The organism is Pseudomonas sp. 2835 (assembly GCF_050435905.1).
Classification (GTDB): Bacteria; Pseudomonadota; Gammaproteobacteria; order Pseudomonadales; family Pseudomonadaceae; genus Aquipseudomonas.
In genome coordinates this window covers 217,114-237,826 of sequence record NZ_JBNDLE010000009.1, presented here as the reverse complement: position 1 = coordinate 237,826, position 20,713 = coordinate 217,114, and the positions used below count along the sequence as shown (strand labels likewise).

General features: G+C 61.0%; 16 protein-coding genes and 2 tRNA genes. 5 read left to right on the top strand and 13 right to left on the bottom strand.

Going from position 1 to position 20,713, the window contains the following annotated elements:
* The first annotated feature begins 16 nt into the window (after positions 1-16).
* The 5 genes from acs to ABIE20_RS15920 all read left to right on the top strand — a co-directional run bounded on the left by acs (position 17) and on the right by ABIE20_RS15920 (position 8,273).
* Positions 17-1,951, top strand: coding sequence for an acetate--CoA ligase (gene acs, locus ABIE20_RS15940; RefSeq protein WP_429505835.1), 1,935 nt, complete (start codon positions 17-19; stop codon positions 1,949-1,951).
* Positions 1,952-1,990: 39 nt separating this feature from the next.
* Positions 1,991-2,860 carry an oxygenase MpaB family protein gene (locus ABIE20_RS15935; RefSeq protein WP_429505834.1) on the top strand — a complete coding sequence of 290 codons (870 nt, stop codon included), beginning with the start codon at positions 1,991-1,993 and terminating at the stop codon, positions 2,858-2,860.
* Between the two features lie 110 nt (positions 2,861-2,970).
* A complete protein-coding gene (locus tag ABIE20_RS15930) occupies positions 2,971-4,149 on the top strand; it encodes an acetyl-CoA C-acetyltransferase (RefSeq protein WP_429505833.1) in 1,179 nt (392 codons plus the stop codon).
* A 79-nt stretch (positions 4,150-4,228) separates the two neighbouring features.
* Positions 4,229-5,245: a class I SAM-dependent rRNA methyltransferase gene (locus tag ABIE20_RS15925; RefSeq protein WP_429505832.1), complete on the top strand. Its 1,017-nt coding sequence runs from the start codon at positions 4,229-4,231 to the stop codon at positions 5,243-5,245.
* Between the two features lie 91 nt (positions 5,246-5,336).
* Positions 5,337-8,273: a DUF748 domain-containing protein gene (locus ABIE20_RS15920; RefSeq protein WP_429505831.1), complete on the top strand. Its 2,937-nt coding sequence runs from the start codon at positions 5,337-5,339 to the stop codon at positions 8,271-8,273.
* 114 nt (positions 8,274-8,387) lie between these two features.
* Here the strand turns inward: ABIE20_RS15920 and ABIE20_RS15915 are convergent, their stop codons facing one another.
* The 13 genes from ABIE20_RS15915 to glmM form a co-directional block, all read right to left on the bottom strand.
* Positions 8,388-8,735, bottom strand: coding sequence for a BON domain-containing protein (locus tag ABIE20_RS15915; RefSeq protein ID WP_429505830.1), 348 nt, complete (start codon positions 8,733-8,735; stop codon positions 8,388-8,390).
* 258 nt (positions 8,736-8,993) lie between these two features.
* On the bottom strand, positions 8,994-11,099 hold the full coding sequence (gene pnp, locus ABIE20_RS15910) for a polyribonucleotide nucleotidyltransferase (protein ID WP_429505829.1): 2,106 nt from the start codon (positions 11,097-11,099) through the stop codon (positions 8,994-8,996).
* 250 nt (positions 11,100-11,349) lie between these two features.
* Positions 11,350-11,619 (bottom strand): 30S ribosomal protein S15, encoded by a 270-nt coding sequence (gene rpsO, locus ABIE20_RS15905; RefSeq protein ID WP_010222985.1) that lies wholly within the window; start codon positions 11,617-11,619, stop codon positions 11,350-11,352.
* A gap of 153 nt (positions 11,620-11,772) precedes the next feature.
* Entirely contained in the window at positions 11,773-12,690 is a 918-nt protein-coding gene (truB, locus tag ABIE20_RS15900; RefSeq protein ID WP_429505828.1) for a tRNA pseudouridine(55) synthase TruB, read from the bottom strand.
* Positions 12,691-12,693: 3 nt separating this feature from the next.
* Positions 12,694-13,095 (bottom strand): 30S ribosome-binding factor RbfA, encoded by a 402-nt coding sequence (gene rbfA / locus ABIE20_RS15895; protein ID WP_045199718.1) that lies wholly within the window; start codon positions 13,093-13,095, stop codon positions 12,694-12,696.
* 121 nt (positions 13,096-13,216) lie between these two features.
* Positions 13,217-15,721, bottom strand: a complete 2,505-nt coding sequence (infB, locus tag ABIE20_RS15890; protein WP_429505827.1) for a translation initiation factor IF-2 — start codon at positions 15,719-15,721, stop codon at positions 13,217-13,219.
* Between the two features lie 27 nt (positions 15,722-15,748).
* Positions 15,749-17,230, bottom strand: coding sequence for a transcription termination factor NusA (gene nusA, locus ABIE20_RS15885; RefSeq protein ID WP_429505826.1), 1,482 nt, complete (start codon positions 17,228-17,230; stop codon positions 15,749-15,751).
* Positions 17,231-17,289: 59 nt separating this feature from the next.
* Positions 17,290-17,748 (bottom strand): ribosome maturation factor RimP, encoded by a 459-nt coding sequence (gene rimP, locus ABIE20_RS15880; RefSeq protein ID WP_045200046.1) that lies wholly within the window; start codon positions 17,746-17,748, stop codon positions 17,290-17,292.
* A 129-nt stretch (positions 17,749-17,877) separates the two neighbouring features.
* Positions 17,878-17,954, bottom strand: a tRNA-Met gene (locus ABIE20_RS15875).
* A gap of 97 nt (positions 17,955-18,051) precedes the next feature.
* Positions 18,052-18,137: transfer RNA gene (locus ABIE20_RS15870), tRNA-Leu, on the bottom strand.
* Positions 18,138-18,156: 19 nt separating this feature from the next.
* A complete protein-coding gene (secG, locus tag ABIE20_RS15865) occupies positions 18,157-18,543 on the bottom strand; it encodes a preprotein translocase subunit SecG (protein WP_038998663.1) in 387 nt (128 codons plus the stop codon).
* Between the two features lie 3 nt (positions 18,544-18,546).
* Positions 18,547-19,302 carry a triose-phosphate isomerase gene (gene tpiA / locus ABIE20_RS15860; protein WP_254285105.1) on the bottom strand — a complete coding sequence of 252 codons (756 nt, stop codon included), beginning with the start codon at positions 19,300-19,302 and terminating at the stop codon, positions 18,547-18,549.
* Positions 19,303-19,368: 66 nt separating this feature from the next.
* On the bottom strand, positions 19,369-20,709 hold the full coding sequence (gene glmM / locus ABIE20_RS15855; RefSeq protein ID WP_429505825.1) for a phosphoglucosamine mutase: 1,341 nt from the start codon (positions 20,707-20,709) through the stop codon (positions 19,369-19,371).
* Positions 20,710-20,713: the final 4 nt, after the last annotated feature.

The window sequence follows — 20,713 nt, the reverse complement described above, 5'->3', positions numbered from 1 at the left end:
AGAACAGGACCCCGCCATGTTCGATATCAGCGACTTTCCCCAAGCCGATGCCGTCAGCAAAGCGGCGCAACTGAGCCAGGCCGACTACCAGCGCCTGTACCGCCAGTCCATCGACGACCCGGACACCTTCTGGAGCGAACAGGCCAAGGCCCTGGACTGGATCAAGCCCTGGAGCCAGGTCCAGCAGAGCGATATGAAGACCGGCCAGGCCGCCTGGTTCAAGGGTGCGCAACTCAACGTCAGCTACAACTGCATCGATCGCCACCTGGCCACCCGGGGCGATCGGCCGGCGATCATTCGCGAGGGCGACAATCCTGCCGATTCCAGCGTCATCACCTACCGCGAACTGCACCAGCAGGTCTGCCGCCTGGCCAATGTGCTCAAGCAGCGCGGGGTGAAAAAAGGCGACCGGGTGTGCATCTACATGCCCATGGTCCCGGAGGCGGCCTACGCCATGCTCGCCTGCAGCCGCATTGGCGCCATTCACTCGGTGGTGTTCGGTGGCTTCTCGCCGGATGCCCTGCGTGACCGGATTCTCGACGCCGACTGTCGCACGCTGATCACTGCCGATGAAGGCGTGCGCGGCGGCAAGAGCGTGGCGCTGAAGAACAACGTCGACAAAGCCCTGCTCAGTTGTCCGGATGTCAGTACGGTAGTGGTGATCAAACGCACCGGCGGCAACATCGACTGGAGCGACGGCCGCGATCTCTGGTACCACGAAGCGATCAAGCAGGTCAGCGAAGACTGCCTACCCGAACCGATGGAGGCCGAAGACCCGCTGTTCATCCTCTATACCTCCGGCAGCACCGGCAAACCCAAGGGCGTACTGCACACCACCGCCGGCTACCTGCTGCAGGCGGCGCTGACCTTCAAGACCGTGTTCGATTACCGCGAGGGCGAGGTGTTCTGGTGCACCGCCGATGTCGGCTGGGTGACCGGTCACAGCTATATCGTCTACGGGCCGCTGGCCAACGGCGCGGTCACCCTGATGTTCGAAGGCGTGCCCAACTACCCCGATGCCTCGCGCTTCTGGCAGGTGGTCGACAAGCACCAGGTGAACATCTTCTACACCGCGCCCACCGCCCTGCGGGCGCTGATGCGCGAAGGCCAGGGCCCGTTGGCGGGCACCTCGCGCGAGAGTCTGCGCCTGCTCGGCAGCGTCGGTGAGCCAATCAACCCGGAGGCCTGGGAGTGGTACTTCGAGGCCGTAGGCGAAAAACGCTGTCCCATCGTCGACACCTGGTGGCAAACCGAGACCGGCGGCATCATGATCAGCCCGCTGGTGGGCACCCGGCGAGTCAAGCCTGGCTGCGCCACCCAGCCAATGTTCGGCGTACAACCGGTGTTACTGGACGACAAGGGCAAGCTGATCGAAGGCCCCGGCAGCGGCATGCTGGCGATCAAGGCCAGCTGGCCCGGACAGATCCGCAGCGTGTACGGCGACCCGCAACGGATGATCGATACCTACTTCAAGCCGCTGCCGGGCTATTACTTCACCGGCGACGGTGCGCGCCGCGATGAAGACGGCGACCTGTGGATAACCGGGCGCATCGATGACGTAATCAACGTCTCCGGGCACCGTATCGGCACCGCCGAGGTGGAAAGCGCCCTGGTATTGCACGACAGCATCGCCGAAGCCGCCGTTGTCGGGTACCCTCACGATCTCAAGGGGCAAGGCATCTATGCCTTTGTCACGCCCATGAACGGCGTGACCCCGGATGATGCGCTCAAGCAGCAACTGCTGGCCCTGGTCAGCAAGGAAATCGGCAGCTTCGCCAAGCCTGAGCTGATCCAGTGGGCGCCGGCACTGCCCAAGACCCGCTCGGGCAAGATCATGCGACGTATCCTGCGCAAGATCGCCTGCAACGAGCTCGACAGCCTCGGCGATACCTCGACCCTGGCCGACCCCAGCGTGGTCCAGGGCTTGATCGACAAACGCCTGAACACTTAAGCGGCAGCGCTGATCGGCTGCCTTGAACACAAGGTAACCATGGAAGCGATTCGCCGCCGTATCGAAATCCAGGTGATGAGCCTGACCGGCTTGTCCCTGGGCCAGCTTGACCTGGAAAACCCCAAGGGTGACCCCGGCCTGTTCGGCCCCGACAGCATCAGTTGGCGTGTACATGGCGACTTCCCGAGCATGCTGATTGGCGGCATCAGTGCCCTGCTCCTGCAGTTGCTGCACCCGCTGGCGCTGGCCGGCGTCTGGGATCACTCCAACTTTCGCCAGGACCTGCTTGGCCGCCTGCGCCGCACCAGCCAGTTCATCTCCGGCACCACCTTCGGCTCGACCCGGGATGCCAACTGGCTGATCGAGAAAGTGCGCACCATTCACCTGCAGGTGGTCGGCAGCGCCGCCGATGGCCGGCCCTACGCCGCCAGTGATCCGGACCTGCTGACCTGGGTGCATGTGGCCGAGGTCAGCAGCTTTCTGGCCGCACACCTGCGTTATCGCAACCCGCACATGCCGATCGCCGAACAGGATGCCTACTACGCCGAAATCGCCCTGATCGCCGAACGCCTGGGCGCGCGCAACGTGCCGCGCTCGCGCCGGCAGATCGACGACTACCTGCAGGCCATGCGCCCGCAACTCTTGTGCGACGCGCGCAGCCATGAAGTGGTGCAGGTGCTGCTCGATGCGCCGGCACCCAGCCGCCTGGCGCAACCGGTCGGTGCGCTGATGCTGCGAGCCGGAATCGACCTGCTGCCGGAATGGGCCAGCAACATGCTCGAGCTGGGCCAGAACCCGCTGCAACGCCGGCTGATCCGCCTGGGCATCAACAGCACCGCGCCCGTGCTGCGCTGGGCGATGCGCGATGGCTCGGCCCATCGCGCCCGGCGGCGCATGGGTGTCGCCTGAGGCGCGCCAATAGCCCTCGCCCGGCCATCTATGCCACCATGCCGGTCTATCCAGGCCTGCGGACCTGAACCGTTCTGACGCCAAATCCAATAAGAGTGAGGACCTGCGCCATGCAAGATGTCGTAATCGTTGCCGCCACCCGTACCGCTGTCGGTAGCTACCAGGGGGCGCTGGCCAACATTCCTGCCGTCGACCTCGGCGCTGCGGTGATCCGCCAGCTGCTGACCCAGACCGGCATCGATGCCGAACTGGTCGACGAAGTCATCCTCGGCCAGGTGCTGACCGCCGGCGCCGGACAGAACCCGGCGCGCCAGGCCGCGATCAAGGCTGGCCTGCCTCACGCAGTACCGGCCATGACCCTGAACAAGGTCTGTGGCTCGGGCCTCAAGGCCCTGCACCTGGCAACCCAGGCAATCCGCTGCGGCGACGCCGAGGTGATCATCGCCGGCGGCCAGGAAAACATGAGCCTGGCCAACTACGTCATGCCGGGTGCCCGTACCGGCCTGCGCATGGGCCACAGCACCCTGATCGACAGCATGATCAGCGATGGCCTGTGGGATGCGTTCAACGACTACCACATGGGCATCACCGCCGAGAACCTGGTGGAAAAATACGGCATCAGCCGGGAAGAACAGGACGCCTTCGCCGCCGCCTCGCAGCAGAAAGCTGCGGCGGCCATCGAAGCCCGGCGCTTCGTCGACGAAATCACCCCGATCCTGATTCCGCAGCGCAAAGGCGATCCGGTTGCCTTCGCCACCGACGAGCAACCACGCGCCGGCACTACCGCCGAATCGCTGGGCAAGCTCAAGCCGGCGTTCAAGAAAGACGGCACGGTTACCGCCGGTAACGCCTCGTCGCTCAACGACGGCGCGGCAGCGGTGCTGCTGATGAGCGCGGCTAAGGCGCAACAGCTTGGCCTGCCAATCCTGGCACGTATCAAGGCCTACGCCAACGCCGGGGTTGATCCGGCGATCATGGGCATCGGCCCGGTCAGCGCCACTCGCCGCTGCCTGGAAAAGGCCGGCTGGCAGTTGAGCGACCTCGATCTGATCGAGGCCAACGAAGCCTTTGCCGCCCAGGCCCTGTCGGTAGGCAAAGAGCTGGGCTGGGACGCCAGCAAGGTCAACGTCAATGGCGGCGCGATTGCCCTGGGCCACCCCATTGGCGCCTCGGGTTGCCGGGTGCTGGTGACCTTGCTGCATGAAATGATCAAGCGTGACGTCAGCAAAGGCCTGGCGACCTTGTGCATCGGCGGTGGTCAGGGCGTGGCCCTGGCGATCGAGCGCTGATCACTGCGGGAGGGGCTGCAACGGCCCCTCCCCTGGCTTGAGCTGATAAACTGCACGTCCGCAAACCAAGGCCACGTGCATGTCCCTCTTGAATCAGGCGCTGCGCGCCGCCCTCGACGCCCGCCAGGGCCTTCTCGCCGAACTGCATGCCCAGGGCACCGACTGCTATCGCCTGTTCCATGGCAGCCAGGAAGGCGCCAGCGGCCTGACCGTCGACCGCTACGGCCCGCAGTTGCTGGTGCAGAGTTTTCACCAAAGCCTTGAGACCGGCGCCTTGCTGGAGCTACACGCGGCCGTACAAGCACACCTGGGCCTGGAACTGCTGCTGGTTTACAACGACCGTTCCCAAGGCAACAGCCGCATCGATCGCCGCGACCCGGTGTACCAGCCCAGTGAAGCGGCGCTGGCCGATCATGTCGGTCACGAATGGGGCCTGAACTACCGGGTACGTGGCCGCCATGCCGGGCAAGACCCGCTGCTGTTCCTCGACCTGCGCAATGCCCGTGGCTGGGTCAAGCAGCACAGTGCTGGCAAAAGTGTGCTCAACCTGTTTGCCTATACCTGCGGCGTCGGCCTCAGCGCCGCAGCGGGTGGCGCGCGCGAGGTGTGCAACCTGGACTTCGCTGAAGGCAACCTGGCGGTCGGCAAGGAGAACGGCGCGCTCAACCCGCAACTGTTGCCGATGAGCTTTATCCAGTCCGATTACTTTCCGGCCATCCGCCAATTCGCCGGCCTGCCGGTCAGCCAGCGTCGCGGCCACAAGCTGCCGCCGTATCCGCGCCTGGAGCAGCGCCAGTTCGACCTTGTGTTCCTCGACCCGCCGGCCTGGGCCAAGAGCGCCTTCGGCACCGTCGACCTGCTGCGCGACTACCAGAGCCTGCTCAAGCCGGCCCTGTTGAGCACCGCCGACGACGGCGTACTGATCTGCTGTAACAACCTGGCCAAGGTCAATGTCGACGACTGGCGCGAGCAAGTGCTGCGCTGCGCCGAGAAAGCCGGGCGCCCGGTACGTGACTGGCAAGTGCTCAAACCGGCCGGCGACTTTCCGTCGCAGGACGGTCAGCCGCCACTGAAGACCTTGATTCTTCAGCTCTGAAACAAAATTTCGTTAATTTCCGGGGTAGCTTCGGAACCGTTTTTACGTGCCATACTCCAACCACTCCCGTTCGAGACAGACGACGCCACACATGCCCAAAGGATTGAAACGCGCCATCGGCGCCATGCTGGCCGCACTGGCCTTGTACAGCCTGCTAGGCTTTCTGATTCTCCCAGGGGTTGCCCTGCGTATCGCCAACCAGCAACTGGCCAATTACGCCACAGTACCGGCGCACCTGCAGCGGATCGAACTCAATCCGTTCAGCCTCGAGCTGACCCTCTGGGGCCTGCAGATCGGCGAACCGGGCAAGGAGCAGGTCGGCTTCGAACGCCTGTACGCCAACCTGCAGCTCGACAGCCTGTGGAGCGGTGCCCTGCACCTGGACGGCGTCGAGCTGGACAAGGCGCGCACCGAGCTGCTGTTCGCCAAGGACGGCAGCCTCAACCTCACGCAACTGTTCAAGCTGCCGCCAAGCGAGCCCAAACCTGCAGAACCAGCCAGCGACCCTTTCCCCTTGCGCATCGGCAGCATCAAGCTCAGCGAAGGCTACCTGCATTTCCAGGACCTGCGCCCGAGCGAGCCGATCGAGTTTCTCTACGACTCGATGAACCTGGAACTGAAGAACCTCAGCACCCTGCCTGAAGACAGCACTGAAATGACCCTGGTCGCAAACGGCCCGGCAGGCGGGCGTATCGACTGGGCCGGCAACTTCAGCCTGGTGCCGATCGCCTCCGAAGGCACCCTGAAGGTTACCGACGGCAAGATGAAAGCCTTCTGGCCCTATGTGCGCGATGCCGTGCCGCTGGTGCTTGAAGAGGGTGTGCTCAGCCTCGATACCCACTACAAGCTGAACCTGTCCAAAGAAACCGAACTGCTGCTGGACAACACCTCGCTGAGCATCGCTCCCTTTGCCATCAAGGCACCGGATGGCCGCCCGCTGGCGCGCCTTGCGCGTCTGGATGTCAGCGAAACCTCGATTGACCTGGCCAAGCAGCTGGTCACCGTCGGCAAGATCCGCAGCGATAAGCTCGAAACCTGGGCGGCAGTGGAGTCCGATGGCCAGCTTGACTGGCAGAAGCTGTTCGCCAGCCAGCCGGCCAAAGCCACGGCAAAAGAGAAAGCCGAACCTGCCGCCGCCGAGCCAGACGCCAAGGAAAAGGCCGCCGCCGAGGCGCCGAGCAAGCCATGGCAGGTACTGCTCAAGGATGTGCAACTGCGCAACTATCAAGTGCACCTGGCCGACCGCTCGCAGAAAGAGGCGGTAGCTCTGGACGTCGGCCCATTGAACCTTGACCTGCAGAATTTCGACAGCCTCAACCAGTCGCCCTTCACCCTCAAGCTCGATACCGGCGTGGGCAAGCAAGGCAAGCTGCAGGGCGCCGGCGAAGTCAACCTGGCGCCGGTTACTGCCAAGCTCAAGGTCAACACCCAGGACATCGACCTGCGCGTCGCCCAGGCCTACATCAGCCCGTACATTCGCCTGGAACTGCGCAGCGGCATGCTCGGCAGCGACCTCAACGTCGATCTCAAGAGCACCGAGCCGCTGGCCTTCAACATTGACGGCAAGGCCCAGGTCAACCAGTTGCACACCCTGGACACCATCAAGGACCGCGACTTCGTCAAATGGCAGCAACTGAACCTCGACGGCTTGTCGTACCGCCACGGTGATGCCCTGAGCATTGCCAAGGTGACCCTCAAGCAGCCCTACGCGCGCTTCATGATCAACGAAGACCGCACCACCAACGTCGATGACCTGTTGATCCCGCAACCGGCCACCGCGCAGTCCAAGACGCCGGTCAAAGCCAAGCCACCGGCTGAAAAACCGCTGGGTATCCGTATCGGTGAAATCGATATCAATGACGGTTCGGCCAACTTTGCCGACTTCAGCCTGACGCCGAACTTTGCCACCGCCATCCAGCAGCTCAACGGCCAGATCGGCACCATCGACAACCGTCAGCCAAAACCTGCCAAGGTCGATATCAAGGGCAAGGTCGATCGCTATGCACCGGTGACCATCAAAGGCTCGCTGAACCCCTTCGATCCGATGGCCGCCCTGGACATCGCCACCAGCTTCAAACGCGTCGAGCTGACCACCCTGACGCCTTACTCGGGCAAGTTCGCAGGCTTTCGCATCCGCAAGGGCCGGCTGAACATCGATCTGCATTACGTGATCACCCAGGGCAAGCTCAAGGCCGAGAACAAGGTGGTGGTCGAGCAACTGCAGCTGGGTGAAAAGGTCGACAGCCCGGATGCGGTGGACCTGCCGATTCGCCTGGCAGTGGCGTTGCTCAAGGACACCGACGGCAAGATCTCCATCGAGCTGCCGGTGACTGGCGACCTCAACGACCCGCAGTTCAGCGTCATGCCGATTGTCTGGCAAACCCTGCGCAACCTGGTGCTACGTGCGGCCCAGGCGCCCTTCAAATTCATTGGCGGGCTGGTCAGTGGTGGCGACTCCCAGGACCTGGGCAACGTGGCCTTCGCCGCTGGCTCCAGTGACCTGGGCCCGGATGCGCAAAGCGCCCTGGACAAGCTGGCAACGGCGCTCAAGGAGCGCCCTGCCCTGCGCCTGGAAATCGAAGGCACCAGCGCCCAGAGCAGCGACGGACCGTTGATTGCCCAGCAGCGTCTGGAGCGTGAGTACCAGAGCACCTACTACAAGATCCTCCAGCGCCGCGGTGACAAGGTGCCGGCCCAGGCCTCCGAGCTCAAGGTCCCGGATGGCGACAAGCCAGCGATGCTTGAAGGCATCTACCGCACCCGCATGAAGAAACAGCCACCGGCGGAGTGGGAACAACTCGATCGCGAACAGCGCACCACTCAGTTGCGCGATGCCGTGCTCAAGTCCTGGGGCGAAAGCGCCCTGCTGCTGCGCCAGTTGGGGCAAGCCCGGGCCAGCAGCATCAAGGACTACCTGGTCGAGAAAGGCAAACTGGCGGATGACCGGGTGTACTTCGTCGATGCCGCCCTGGGCCAGGCCGAACCGGATGGCCGGGTGATCTCACCGCTGCATCTGGACGCGGAGTAGCCCCCTCCTTGCCCCCAAAAAGAAGCCCCGGCAACCAGTGCCGGGGCTTTGAGTGACCAAGTCCTTTTGGTCTTTCGCATGAACCTTTAAGGGTCAGCGAGTCGGGAAAACGCCTTAGTTGGTTTTCAGGCCATCAGCCGAGACGGCTTGAACGCCTTTGATTTTCTTGGCGATGGCGACCGCCATCTCTTTCTGCGAATCGGTCACGGCAACATCAGAAGACAGGGAGACCACGCCTTTGTTGGTTTCGACCTTGATGTCGGTGCCCGGGATGCCTTTCTCGGTAACCAAGTCAGCTTTGACCTTGGTGGTGATCCAGGTGTCGGAGGTCGCTTCTTTTGCTTTGGTAACTTCACCAGCAGCAACGGTCAGCGGAGCCTGGGGCTGTTGGGCAAACGCCGCATTAGCCAGGGTCAGGGTCAGGGCGGTGGCAGTAGCGGCAGCAATAGCGAACTTCTTCATACGAGACACTCCTGTTTTTCGAAAAGTCTGCGCCGTAAGTCCTGGCAGCAGGGGTATGAGTACTATTGCAGGGCCTGTGCCAGCTTTTGCCAATATTTTTTCCCTTATAAATCAATATGTTAACCAACCAACCAAAATTCCGAATCGTGCATTTTGCAAGCAGTGGCAAAATCCTGCATGCAAGATGCAAGTCCGCAAGACAATTTCTACAGGCATAAAAAAAGGACCCCGAAGGGTCCTTCTTCTTAAGCGACGGTCTTAAACGCCCGATGCCTTGGCAGCGGCAACGTCCTTGATCGACAGCTTGATGCGGCCGCGGTTGTCCACGTCCAGTACCAGTACTTCAACTTCCTGGCCTTCTTTCAGGATGTCGGTCACTTTCTCGACGCGAGCATCGCTCAGCATCGAGATGTGAACCAGACCGTCCTTGCCAGGCAGGATGTTGACGAAGGCACCGAAGTCGACGATGCGCTCAACCTTACCGACGTAGATCTTGCCGATCTCGGCCTCGGCGGTGATGCTCAGAACGCGCTGACGAGCAGCTTCAGCGGCGTCTTTGGTCTCACCGAAGATCTTGATCGAACCGTCGTCTTCGATGTCGATCGAAGCCTTGGTTTCTTCACAGATGGCGCGGATGGTCGCGCCGCCTTTACCGATGACGTCACGGATCTTGTCGGTGTCGATCTTCATGGCGATCATGGTCGGAGCGTTTTCCGACAGTTCGCTACGGGACTGACCAATGATCTGGTTCATCTGGCCGAGGATGTTCAGGCGCGCTTCCAGGGCCTGGCCCAGGGCGATTTCCATGATCTCTTCGGTGATGCCGTTGATCTTGATGTCCATCTGCAGCGCGGTAACACCTTTGGCGGTACCGGCTACCTTGAAGTCCATGTCGCCCAGGTGGTCTTCGTCACCGAGGATGTCGGTCAGAATGGCGAATTTCTCGCCTTCTTTAACCAGGCCCATGGCGATACCGGCAACCGGCGCCTTCATCGGTACACCAGCGTCCATCAGTGCCAGGGATGCACCACAGACCGAAGCCATGGAGCTGGAACCGTTGGATTCGGTGATTTCCGATACGACGCGGATGGTGTACGGGAATACGTCGGCAGCAGGCAGCATGGCCTGAACCGAACGGCGGGCCAGACGGCCGTGACCGATTTCGCGACGGCCAGCACCGCCCATGCGACCACACTCGCCTACCGAGAACGGCGGGAAGTTGTAGTGCAGCATGAAGGGGTCTTTCTTCTCGCCTTCGAGGGTGTCCAGCAGCTGGGCGTCACGGGCAGTACCCAGGGTCGCAACGACCAGGGCCTGGGTTTCGCCACGGGTGAACAGTGCCGAACCGTGGGTCTTTGGCAGTACGCCGACTTCGATGTTCAGCGGACGTACGGTCTTGGTGTCGCGGCCGTCGATACGTGGCTTGCCGTTGACGATGTTTTCGCGAACGGTGCGGTATTCGATTTCGCCGAAGATTTCTTTGACTTCACCAGCAGTCGGTTGACCTTCTTCACCGGAGAACTTGGCGATTACTTGCTCGCGCAGTTCGCCCAGGCGAGCGTAACGGTCAGCCTTGACGGTGATGGTGTAGGCGTCGGAAACCGCAGCACCGAATTCGCCACGGATGGCGCTCAGCAGCGGGGTGTTCTCGGCCTTGGCAGTCCAGTCCCAGGTCGGCTTGGCAGCTTCGGCGGCCAGCTCTTTGACAGCCTGGATCACAGCCTGGAATTCGTCATGGGCGAACAGTACGGCGCCCAGCATCTGGTCTTCGGTCAGCTCTTTGGCTTCCGATTCAACCATCAGTACGGCGTCGGAGGTACCGGCAACGACCATGTCCAGGCTCGAGGCAGCCAGTTGCTCGTAGGTCGGGTTCAGCAGGTAGCCGGTGCTTTCGTGGAAAGCAACGCGAGCGGCGCCGATCGGGCCTTCGAACGGAATGCCGGAGATCGCCAGGGCAGCCGAGGTACCGATCATCGCAGCGATGTCCGGATCGGTCTTCTTGCTGGTGGAAACGACGGTGCAGACAACCTGCACTTCGTTCATGAAGCCTTCTGGGAACAGCGGACGGATCGGACGGTCGATCAGACGCGAGGTCAGGGTTTCTTTCTCGGAAGGACGGCCTTCACGCTTGAAGAAACCACCAGGGATCTTGCCGGCGGCGTAGGTCTTTTCCTGATAGTGAACGGACAGGGGGAAGAAGCCTTTGCCTGGATCGGCCTGTTTGGCACCGACCACGGTCACCAGTACGGTGACATCGTTGTCGACGGTGACCAATACGGCGCCGGACGCTTGACGAGCAATACGGCCCGTCTCGAGGGTAACGGTCGATTGACCGAACTGGAATTTCTTGATTACCGGGTTCACGGTTTCCTACCTTTTTCAGTGGCTCTGGGGGAACGGGTTCTTGCGAATTCTTGGGCAGAACAGGGAATCGGCCCTGTTGGCAGTCCAGATAAAACTAGAGGTTGGGAGCCTGCCCTGCCCTCGCGGTAAACCGCTCAGGCGAGACAGACAGCCAACCTCATAGATACGCAAGGCGTGCTCACCAGCACGGGGGCCAAAGGCTCCGCCTGGTGACTGCAGCACGCCGTGCACACCACTGGCCAGGCCGCTATTAGCGACGCAGACCCAGACGACCGATCAGGGCGCTGTAACGAGTGGTGTCCTTGCCTTTCAGGTAGTCCAGCAGCTTGCGACGCTGGTTAACCATGCGGATCAGACCACGACGGGAGTGGTGGTCTTTGCCGTTGGCCTTGAAGTGGCCTTGCAGCTTGTTGATGTTGGCGGTCAGCAGAGCAACCTGTACTTCCGGGCTACCGGTGTCACCGGCGGCTTGCTGGTATTCGCCAACGATCTTTGCTTTTTCTTCAACGCTGAGTGCCATCTGGCTTCTCCAAATCAAGGGAACCCGAACAAACGGTTTCCAATAGGCCAGGGACTGCTCCCTGTATTCATAAAGTGAGGCGTGACCGTGCCTATTAACAGCCATCCTCTTTACCACCAGTCCCAGGCCTGGGCCTGACACTGAAGGTTTCGATCATTCTGACCGAATCAAGCGACGAGGCGCGATGCGCCCGTCTTCGCTCACTTCACCGATACCGATGAAGCGACCATTGTGATCCTGTACCCGGACCATGCCGAACTTCGGCGCGTCGGGGGCTCTGACCGGCTGACCATTGAGCCAGTAGAACGCACTGTGCTCGGAGAACTGCAACAGTGGCCAGTCCAGCAGACCGCTGTCCGATGGCATCAGGAAGCGATCGACCGCTTCGTTGCCACCTTCGGCGTGGACCGCTTCGAGTTCTTCGAGGGTCACGGTCTGGGCTAGCTCGAAAGGACCGGCGTGGGTACGGCGCAGTTCAGCGACATAGGCTCCGCAACCGAGCACCTCGCCGATATCCTCGACCAGGGTGCGGATGTAGGTGCCTTTGCTGCAGCCGACCGACAACCGGACACGGGTGCCTTCGCACTCGAGCAATTCCAAGCGGTTAATAGTAACAGAACGCGCCTCGCGCTCCACTACTTCACCTGCACGGGCAAGCTTGTACAGCGGCTGACCGTCACGTTTGAGGGCCGAGTACATCGGCGGTATCTGACTGATTTGACCACGAAATTGTGGCAAAACCGCTTCGACATCGGCGCGACCAACGGTCACGTCACGGGTTTTCAGCACTTCACCTTCGGCATCGCCCGTGGTGGTGGTCTGCCCCAGTTGCATGACCGTCTCGTAGCCCTTGTCGGAATCGAGCAGGTACTGCGAGAACTTGGTCGCCTCACCGAAGCACAGCGGCAGCACGCCGCTGGCCAGTGGATCGAGGCTACCGGTGTGCCCGGCCTTTTCGGCGTTGAGTAGCCAGCGGACCTTCTGCAAGGCGGCGTTGGAGGTAAACCCCAAGGGCTTGTCGAGCAGGATGATGCCGCTGACGTTACGACGGATACGCTTGACCTGAGCCACCGCTTACTCCTTGGTGTCCAGGGGCGTGTCGGCAGCCTGGTGCAGCTTGTCTTCGGCGACGGCGCGCTCGATCAGGGCCGACAGGTGGGCGCCGCGACTGATGCTTTCGTCATAGTGGAAATGCAGTTGCGGCACGCTGCGCAGTTGCATTTCCTTGCCCAGGTGCACGCGCAGGAAACTGGCCGCGCCGTTGAGCACCTTGAGGGTCTGCTTGATGTCTTCCGCGCCTTCCTGGCCCATGGAGGTGATGAACACCTTGGCATGGCCGACATCGCGGCTGACATCAACAGCGGTGATAGTGACCACGCCGACGCGCGGGTCTTTGACTTCACGACGGATCAACTGGGCCAGCTCACGCTGGATCTGATCGCCGATGCGTTGGGTACGGCTATATTCTTTTGCCATTTTTGCTACCTGTAACTAAAGCGGCAAACGCCCGGCCAGGCTAGAGCCGGACCGGGCGTTGCGTTCAGAGCCGCCAAGCGGCGCCCTGGGGCGGGCGATTGGCGGTTCCCATGCTCGCGGCTTAAAGCGTACGAGCCACTTGGACTTTCTCGAAGACTTCGATCTTGTCGCCGACCTTGACGTCGTTGTAGCTCTTGACGCCGATACCGCATTCCATGCCGGCACGTACTTCGGACGCATCGTCCTTGAAGCGACGCAGCGATTCCAGCTCGCCTTCGAAGATCACCACGTCCTCGCGCAGTACGCGGATTGGACGGTTGCGGTAGACCACACCCTCGACGACCATGCAGCCGGCGATGGCGCCGAACTTCGGCGAACGGAACACGTCACGCACTTCGGCGATACCCAGGATGTTCTCGCGAACATCGCTGCCGAGCATCCCGGTCAAGGCTTTCTTGACGTCTTCAATGATGTCGTAGATCACGTTGTAGTAACGCATATCCAGACCTTCCTGCTCGACGATCTTGCGCGCGCCGGCATCGGCACGCACGTTGAAGCCGAACAGTACTGCATTGGAGGCCAGGGCCAGGTTGGCATCGCTCTCGGTGATACCACCGACACCGCCGCCAATCACGCGAACCTGTACTTCGTCGTTGCCCAGGCCGCTCAGGGAGCCCTGCAGGGCCTCGAGAGAACCACGAACATCGGACTTGAGCACGATGTTGAGGGTCTTCTTCTCTTCCTGGCCCATGTTCTCGAAGATGTTCTCGAGTTTGCCAGCGTGAGCGCGAGCGAGTTTGACCTCGCGGAACTTGCCTTGACGGAACAGGGCAACTTCACGGGCTTTCTTCTCGTCAGCCACTACCGACAGCTCGTCACCGGCGTCCGGAGTGCCATCCAGGCCGAGGATCTCGACCGGGATCGACGGGCCGGCTTCCTTAACAGGCTTGCCGTTCTCGTCGAGCATGGCCCGTACACGGCCGTAGTTCGAACCGCACAGGACCATGTCGCCTTGACGCAGGGTACCGTCCTGAACCAGCACGGTAGCCACCGGACCGCGGCCCTTGTCCAGACGCGATTCAACCACCACACCACGACCCGGGGCCGATGGAGTGGCTTTGAGCTCGAGGATCTCGGCTTGCAGCAGGACGGCTTCGAGCAGCTCGTCGACACCGGTACCCATCTTCGCCGACACCTTGACGAATGGCGTGTCTCCACCCCAGTCCTCGGAAGTGACGCCTTCGACGGCCAGTTCGTTACGGATGCGATCGAGGTCGGCACCTGGCTTGTCGATCTTGTTCACAGCCACGACCAGCGGAACGCCGGCAGCCTTGGCGTGCTGGACGGCTTCGCGGGTTTGCGGCATCACGCCGTCGTCCGCGGCAACCACCAGGATCACGATGTCGGTCGCCTTGGCACCACGGGCACGCATGGCGGTAAACGCGGCGTGGCCCGGGGTGTCGAGGAAGGTGACCATGCCGCGGTCGGTTTCCACGTGGTACGCACCGATGTGCTGGGTGATACCACCGGCTTCGCCGGCAGCTACCTTGGCACGACGGATGTAGTCGAGCAGCGAGGTCTTGCCGTGGTCAACGTGGCCCATTACGGTCACGACTGGAGCACGGGAGAAGGTCTCGCCTTCGAACTTCAACGACTCGGCCAGGGAATCTTCCAGGGCGGTGTCGCTGACCAGGGTGACCTTGTGGCCCAGCTCTTCGGCGATCAGCTGAGCTGTCTCCTGGTCGAGCACCTGGTTGATGGTCACCGGAGTGCCCAGTTTGAACATGAACTTGACCACTTCAGCGCCCTTGACGGACATCTGGTTGGCCAGGTCGGAAACCGTGATGGTCTCGCCGATCTGCACGTCGCGGATAACCGGACCGGTCGGGTTCTGGAAACCGTGGGCGTTACGCTTCTTCGGCTTGCCCTTGCCACGGCCACCACGACGGAAGCCATCGCTTTCTTCGTCGGTGGTACGCGGAGCGGCACGCGGGGTAGGCGCCTTTTCCTTTTCCTTGACCTTGACCGAAACGCGCGGCGCTTCGTTACGGCGCTCACCGCCACGACGCTCGTCGTCACGCGACTTGTCGCTGCGACGCACGTCGTCTTTCTTACGATCGGCAACCGGTGCCGGAGCATCGGCGGCTGCAGCTTCGATCACAGGCGCTGGAGCCGGCGCAGCGGCGGCAGCCGGTGCGGCGTTGGCAGCGGCTGGCTGGCGACGGGCTTCTTCCTCGGCACGCTGACGTGCTTCGGCATCGGCTTTTTCACGGGCAGCATTTTCTGCTGCACGGCGCTCTTCCAGCTCGCGCTTCTGCTCGGCCTGGATTTCTTCCGGGCTGCGCTGAACGAATACTTTCTTCTTGCGTACTTCTACGCTGATGCTCTTGCTACCGGCGACACGCAGGGTGCTGGTGGTTTTGCGCTGCAAGGTGATCTTGCGCGGCTCTTCCACTTTTGCCTTGTGGCTGCTCTTCAAATGAGCCAGCAATGCCTGCTTCTCATTGTCGGTCACTACCTGACCGGCGTCGGTGTGCGGCAGACCTGCCTCACGCATCTGCTGCAGCAGGCGCTCTACCGGTGCAGCGACCTCTTGGGCCAATTCTTTCACCGTGACTTGCGTCATGCACTTCTCTCCTCAGGCCGCGCCTAATTACTCGAACCAGTGGGCTCGGGCGGCCATGATCAACTTGCCGGCACGCTCTTGGTCGATGCCGTCGATGTCGAGCAGGTCATCAATCGACTGCTCGGCCAGGTCTTCGCGGGTAACTACGCCGCGCACCGCCAGTTCCATCGCCAAATCCTTGTCCATACCCTCAAGCGAGAGCAGGTCTTCGGCCGGATGGGCGTCTGCCAGCTTTTCCTCAGTAGCGATGGCTTTGGTCAACAAGCGATCCTTGGCACGAGCACGAAGCTCGTTGACGATGTCTTCGTCAAAGCCGTCGATGTTGAGCATTTCTTCCAGCGGTACGTAGGCAATCTCTTCCAGGCTGGTGAAGCCTTCATCGACCAGCACCTGTGCCAGCTCTTCGTCGACTTCCAGCTCGTCGATGAAGTTGCGCAGGATGTCACCGGTTTCAGCTTGCTGCTTGGCCTGGATGTCCGATTCGGTCATCACGTTCAGGGTCCAGCCGGTCAACTGACTGGCCAGGCGCACGTTTTGGCCACCACGGCCAATCGCCTGGGCCAGGTTGTCGGCACCCACGGCGATGTCCATGGCGTGGGCGTCTTCATCGACGATGATCGCCGCGACTTCAGCCGGCGACATGGCGTTGATGACGAACTGTGCAGGGTTGTCGTCCCAGAGGACGATATCCACACGCTCGCCACCCAGTTCGCCGGACACTGCCTGGACACGCGAACCGCGCATGCCGATACAGGCACCTTGCGGGTCAATGCGTTTGTCCTTGGAGCGCACAGCGATCTTGGCGCGCGAACCCGGATCACGGGAAGCGGCCATGACTTCGATCAGGCCCTCGGCGATTTCCGGCACTTCGATGCGGAACAGTTCGATCAGCATCTGTGGCGCGGTACGCGACAGGATCAACTGCGGGCCGCGGTTCTCGGTGCGGATTTCCTTGAGCAGTGCACGCAGGCGCACACCAACACGGAAAGTCTCGCGGGAGATGATGTCTTCACGGGCCAGCAACGCTTCGGCGTTGTTGCCCAGGTCAACGATGACATTGTCACGGGTGACCTTCTTGACGGTACCGGAGATGATCTCGCCCAGACGCTCGCGGTAGGCATCTACCACTTGAGCGCGCTCGGCTTCACGGACCTTCTGGACGATGACTTGCTTGGCGGTCTGGGCGGCAATGCGGCCGAACTCGATCGACTCGATCTTCTCTTCGATCACGTCACCGACTTTAGCATCAGGATGGGTTTCCTGAATCTTCGCTGGCCACACTTCGATCGCCGGATCGTCCAGATCCTTTTCTTCGACGACAGTCCAGCGACGGAAGGTTTCGTAGCTACCAGTGTGGCGGTTGATTTCCACACGCAGGTCGACTTCGTCGTCAAAACGTTTTTTGGTTGCAGTGGCCAGGGCCACTTCCAGCGCTTCAAAAATTACGCCGGCCGGTACGCCCTTTTCGTTGGATACCGACTCAACAACCAGCAGTACTTCTTTGCTCATCGTACGCCTCGCCTTTCGCAAGCCATTGGATCCGCGCGGTCCGCGGGATCCGGCACGTCTCAGTCAAAACTGGGAATAATGTTGGCCTTGTCGATCGAGTCGATCGGCAACAGGAATTCGTTGTTATCCACCTGGACCACAACATCCTGCTCCTCCACGCCACGGAGAAGGCCCTGAAAGTTACGACGACCTTCAAAGGGCGTACGCAGCTTGATCTTCACTTGTTCACCGGCATGCGAAGCGAACTGTTCCAAGGTGAACAGTGGGCGTTCCATGCCAGGAGAGGACACTTCAAGGGTGTACTCGGAACTGATCGGATCTTCGACATCGAGAACACCGCTGATTTGACGACTGACAATCGCGCAGTCATCAACCAGGATTCCATCCTCTTTATCGATATAGATACGCAGTACCGAATGTTTGCCTTGAGAGATGAATTCGATCCCCCAGCATTGATAGCCAAGAGCCTCGACCACCGGGGCCAACAAGGCCTGCAACTGTTCTAGCTTGCTCGACACCTGAACCCCCTCGTGCATGCTATGCAAATAAAAAATGGGCAAAGCGCCCATCCCTGATACGCCGTTGAATACCGGCGCTATGACTGTTCAGCCATGAAAAAGCCCCTGCAAAAGGGGCTCCGCTGAAACTGGTTGCGGGGGCTGGATTTGAACCAACGACCTTCGGGTTATGAGCCCGACGAGCTACCAGACTGCTCCACCCCGCGACAAAGCTGGGGCGAAAGTATACGACCGAACCCCAAGGGGGTCAATCTAACCTCCACCTACAAGAAAGCCCGCTGTAGCGGGCTGTCTTGTTTCAATTGGTACCGAGAAGGGGACTCGAACCCCTACACCCTATGGGCACAACCACCTCAAGGTTGCGTGTCTACCAATTCCACCACCTCGGCAATACTACTTTGAAACCCGTTACTTCTGCTCTTGAGCGGGAGGAACATCGCCAGTGTTAGTGGCTTCGCTCTTCTGCTCCTGGAGCACCGGTACATCATCTGTTGCCGGTTTTTGCTGCTTCACTTCCAAGACCGCTGGATCTGGCAACCCTACTTGAGTCAGCTCGTGAGCTTTCTCCTTAGCAAAGTATCCTAACCCAAGAGCAGTTAAGAAGAAAGAGGCAGCTAGTATAGCAGTAAACTTACTCAGAAAGGTAGCAGAACCTTGGCTTCCGAACACAGTATTTGAAGCACCTGCGCCGAAAGATGCACCCGCTTCCGCACCTTTACCCTGTTGCAGCAACACCAGCACTACCAAACCCAGCGCGCCCAACAGATGCAAAACAACGATCACTGTTTCCAGCATTTTTCAGTTTCCTGCGGCGCGACAAATTGCACCGAATTCGTCTGCGTTCAGGGAAGCCCCACCAATCAGGCCCCCATCGATATCCGGCATGCCGAACAGTTCAGCCGCATTGGCCGCCTTCACGCTGCCGCCGTATAGAAGCCGCACACTCGCTGCGACTTCCGGGTTCTTTGCCGCCAGCTGCTCGCGAATGGCCTTATGCACATCCTGAGCCTGCTGTGGCGAGGCCGTCAGCCCTGTACCAATGGCCCATACAGGCTCATAGGCAATCACCGCACTGGCGAAGACTTCGACACCGAACGCTTCGATGACGCTGTCCAGCTGACGCCCGACAATCTCAAGCGTTTTACCCGCTTCGCGCTCTTCGAGGGTTTCCCCTACACAGAGCACCGGCTTCAAACCGCAAGCCTGTGCCGCAGCGAACTTGCGATTGAGGACTTCGTCGTTCTCGCCAATGATCTGGCGGCGTTCGGAGTGCCCAATCAGTACCAGCTCGCAACCTGCCTCGACCAGTTGACTCGGTGCAATTTCACCGGTCAGTGCGCCTTGCTCAGGCTGTACCGCAGAATTCTGAGCGCCGACGGCGATCGCCTTGCCTTGTACGCCATCAATTACCTGATTGATGTACAGGGCGGGGGGAAACACCGCGACCTCGACACCGCTTGGCAGGGCGAGATTACTCAAGCCCTTGATCAGCTCAGCGACGCTGGCGCGGGTACCGTGCATCTTCCAGTTACCAGCTACCATAGGGCGACGCATGCTGTACCTCGTCGGTCAAAGAGGGCGCAGATGTTACCCAACCCAATCACCTCTGGCAAGCGTATTTCAAACGCAAACTTCACTTACCAGTTTTGCCAGGGCTTCGGCATGGCTACGGACCTGGCTTTCGTCCTCGCCTTCGACCATTACCCGCACCAGAGGCTCTGTCCCGGACTTGCGCAGCAGCACGCGACCACGACCAGCCAGGGCCTCGGTAACCTTGGCGCTGGCCTCCTGGACGGCCGGATGCTCCAGCGGGTCGACCTTGCTCGCACCGAAGCGCACATTGATCAGCACCTGCGGGCATTTGCGCAGAGCCTGACGGGCCTGGGCCAGGGTTTCGTCGCGACGTTTGAGGGCCATCAGCACCTGCAGCGCGGCAATGATCGCATCACCGGTGGTGGTGTGGTTGCAGCACACTACATGCCCGGAGTTCTCGCCACCGATCACCCAGTCGCGCTCCAGCAGCTCGGCCATCACGTAGCGGTCACCGACCTTGGCGCGCACGAACGGGATGTCCAGCTCCTTCAGGGCCAGCTCCAGCCCCAGGTTGCTCATCAGGGTGCCTACCACCCCACCCTGCAGCTTGCCGCGCTCGTGCAGGTCACGGGCGATGATGAACAGCAACTCGTCGCCATCGACGATAGCACCGGTATGGTCGACCATTAGCACGCGGTCGCCGTCGCCATCGAAGGCGATACCGAGGTCCGCATGACCAACCAGCACCGCTGCCTGCAGCGATTCTATATGGGTCGAGCCGCAGTTCTCGTTGATGTTCAGGCCATCAGGCTGCGCCGACAGCACGGTGACGTCGGCACCGAGCTCGCGGAACACACTTGGCGCGACCTTGTAGGTAGCACCGTGGGCGCAGTCGACCACCAGCTTGAGGCCGGCAAAATCGGTGCTGCTCGGCACACTGCTCTTGCAGAATTCGATGTAGCGCCCGGCCGCATCGTTGATGCGCGAAACCTTGCCCAGCTTGCTCGATTCGACCACTGTCATCGGCTGGTCAAGCAACTCTTCGATCATCAACTCGACTTCGTCCGGCAGCTTGGTGCCCTGACCTGAGAAGAACTTGATGCCGTTGTCGTCATGGGGATTGTGCGAGGCACTGATGACGATGCCTGCTTCGGCATGGAAGGTGCGGGTCAGGTAGGCGATGGCCGGCGTCGGCATAGGCCCCAGCAACATCACATCGGCGCCGGCGGCGGAAAGACCTGCCTCCAGAGCCGATTCGAACATGTAGCCGGAAATTCGCGTGTCTTTACCCACCAGTACGCGGCAGGCACCCTGCTTGCGAAAAGCCATGCCCGCCGCCCAACCAAGCTTGAGCATGAAATCAGGGGTAATCGGGAACTCGCCGACACGGCCACGAATACCGTCGGTACCAAAATATTTTCTGCTCATAGAT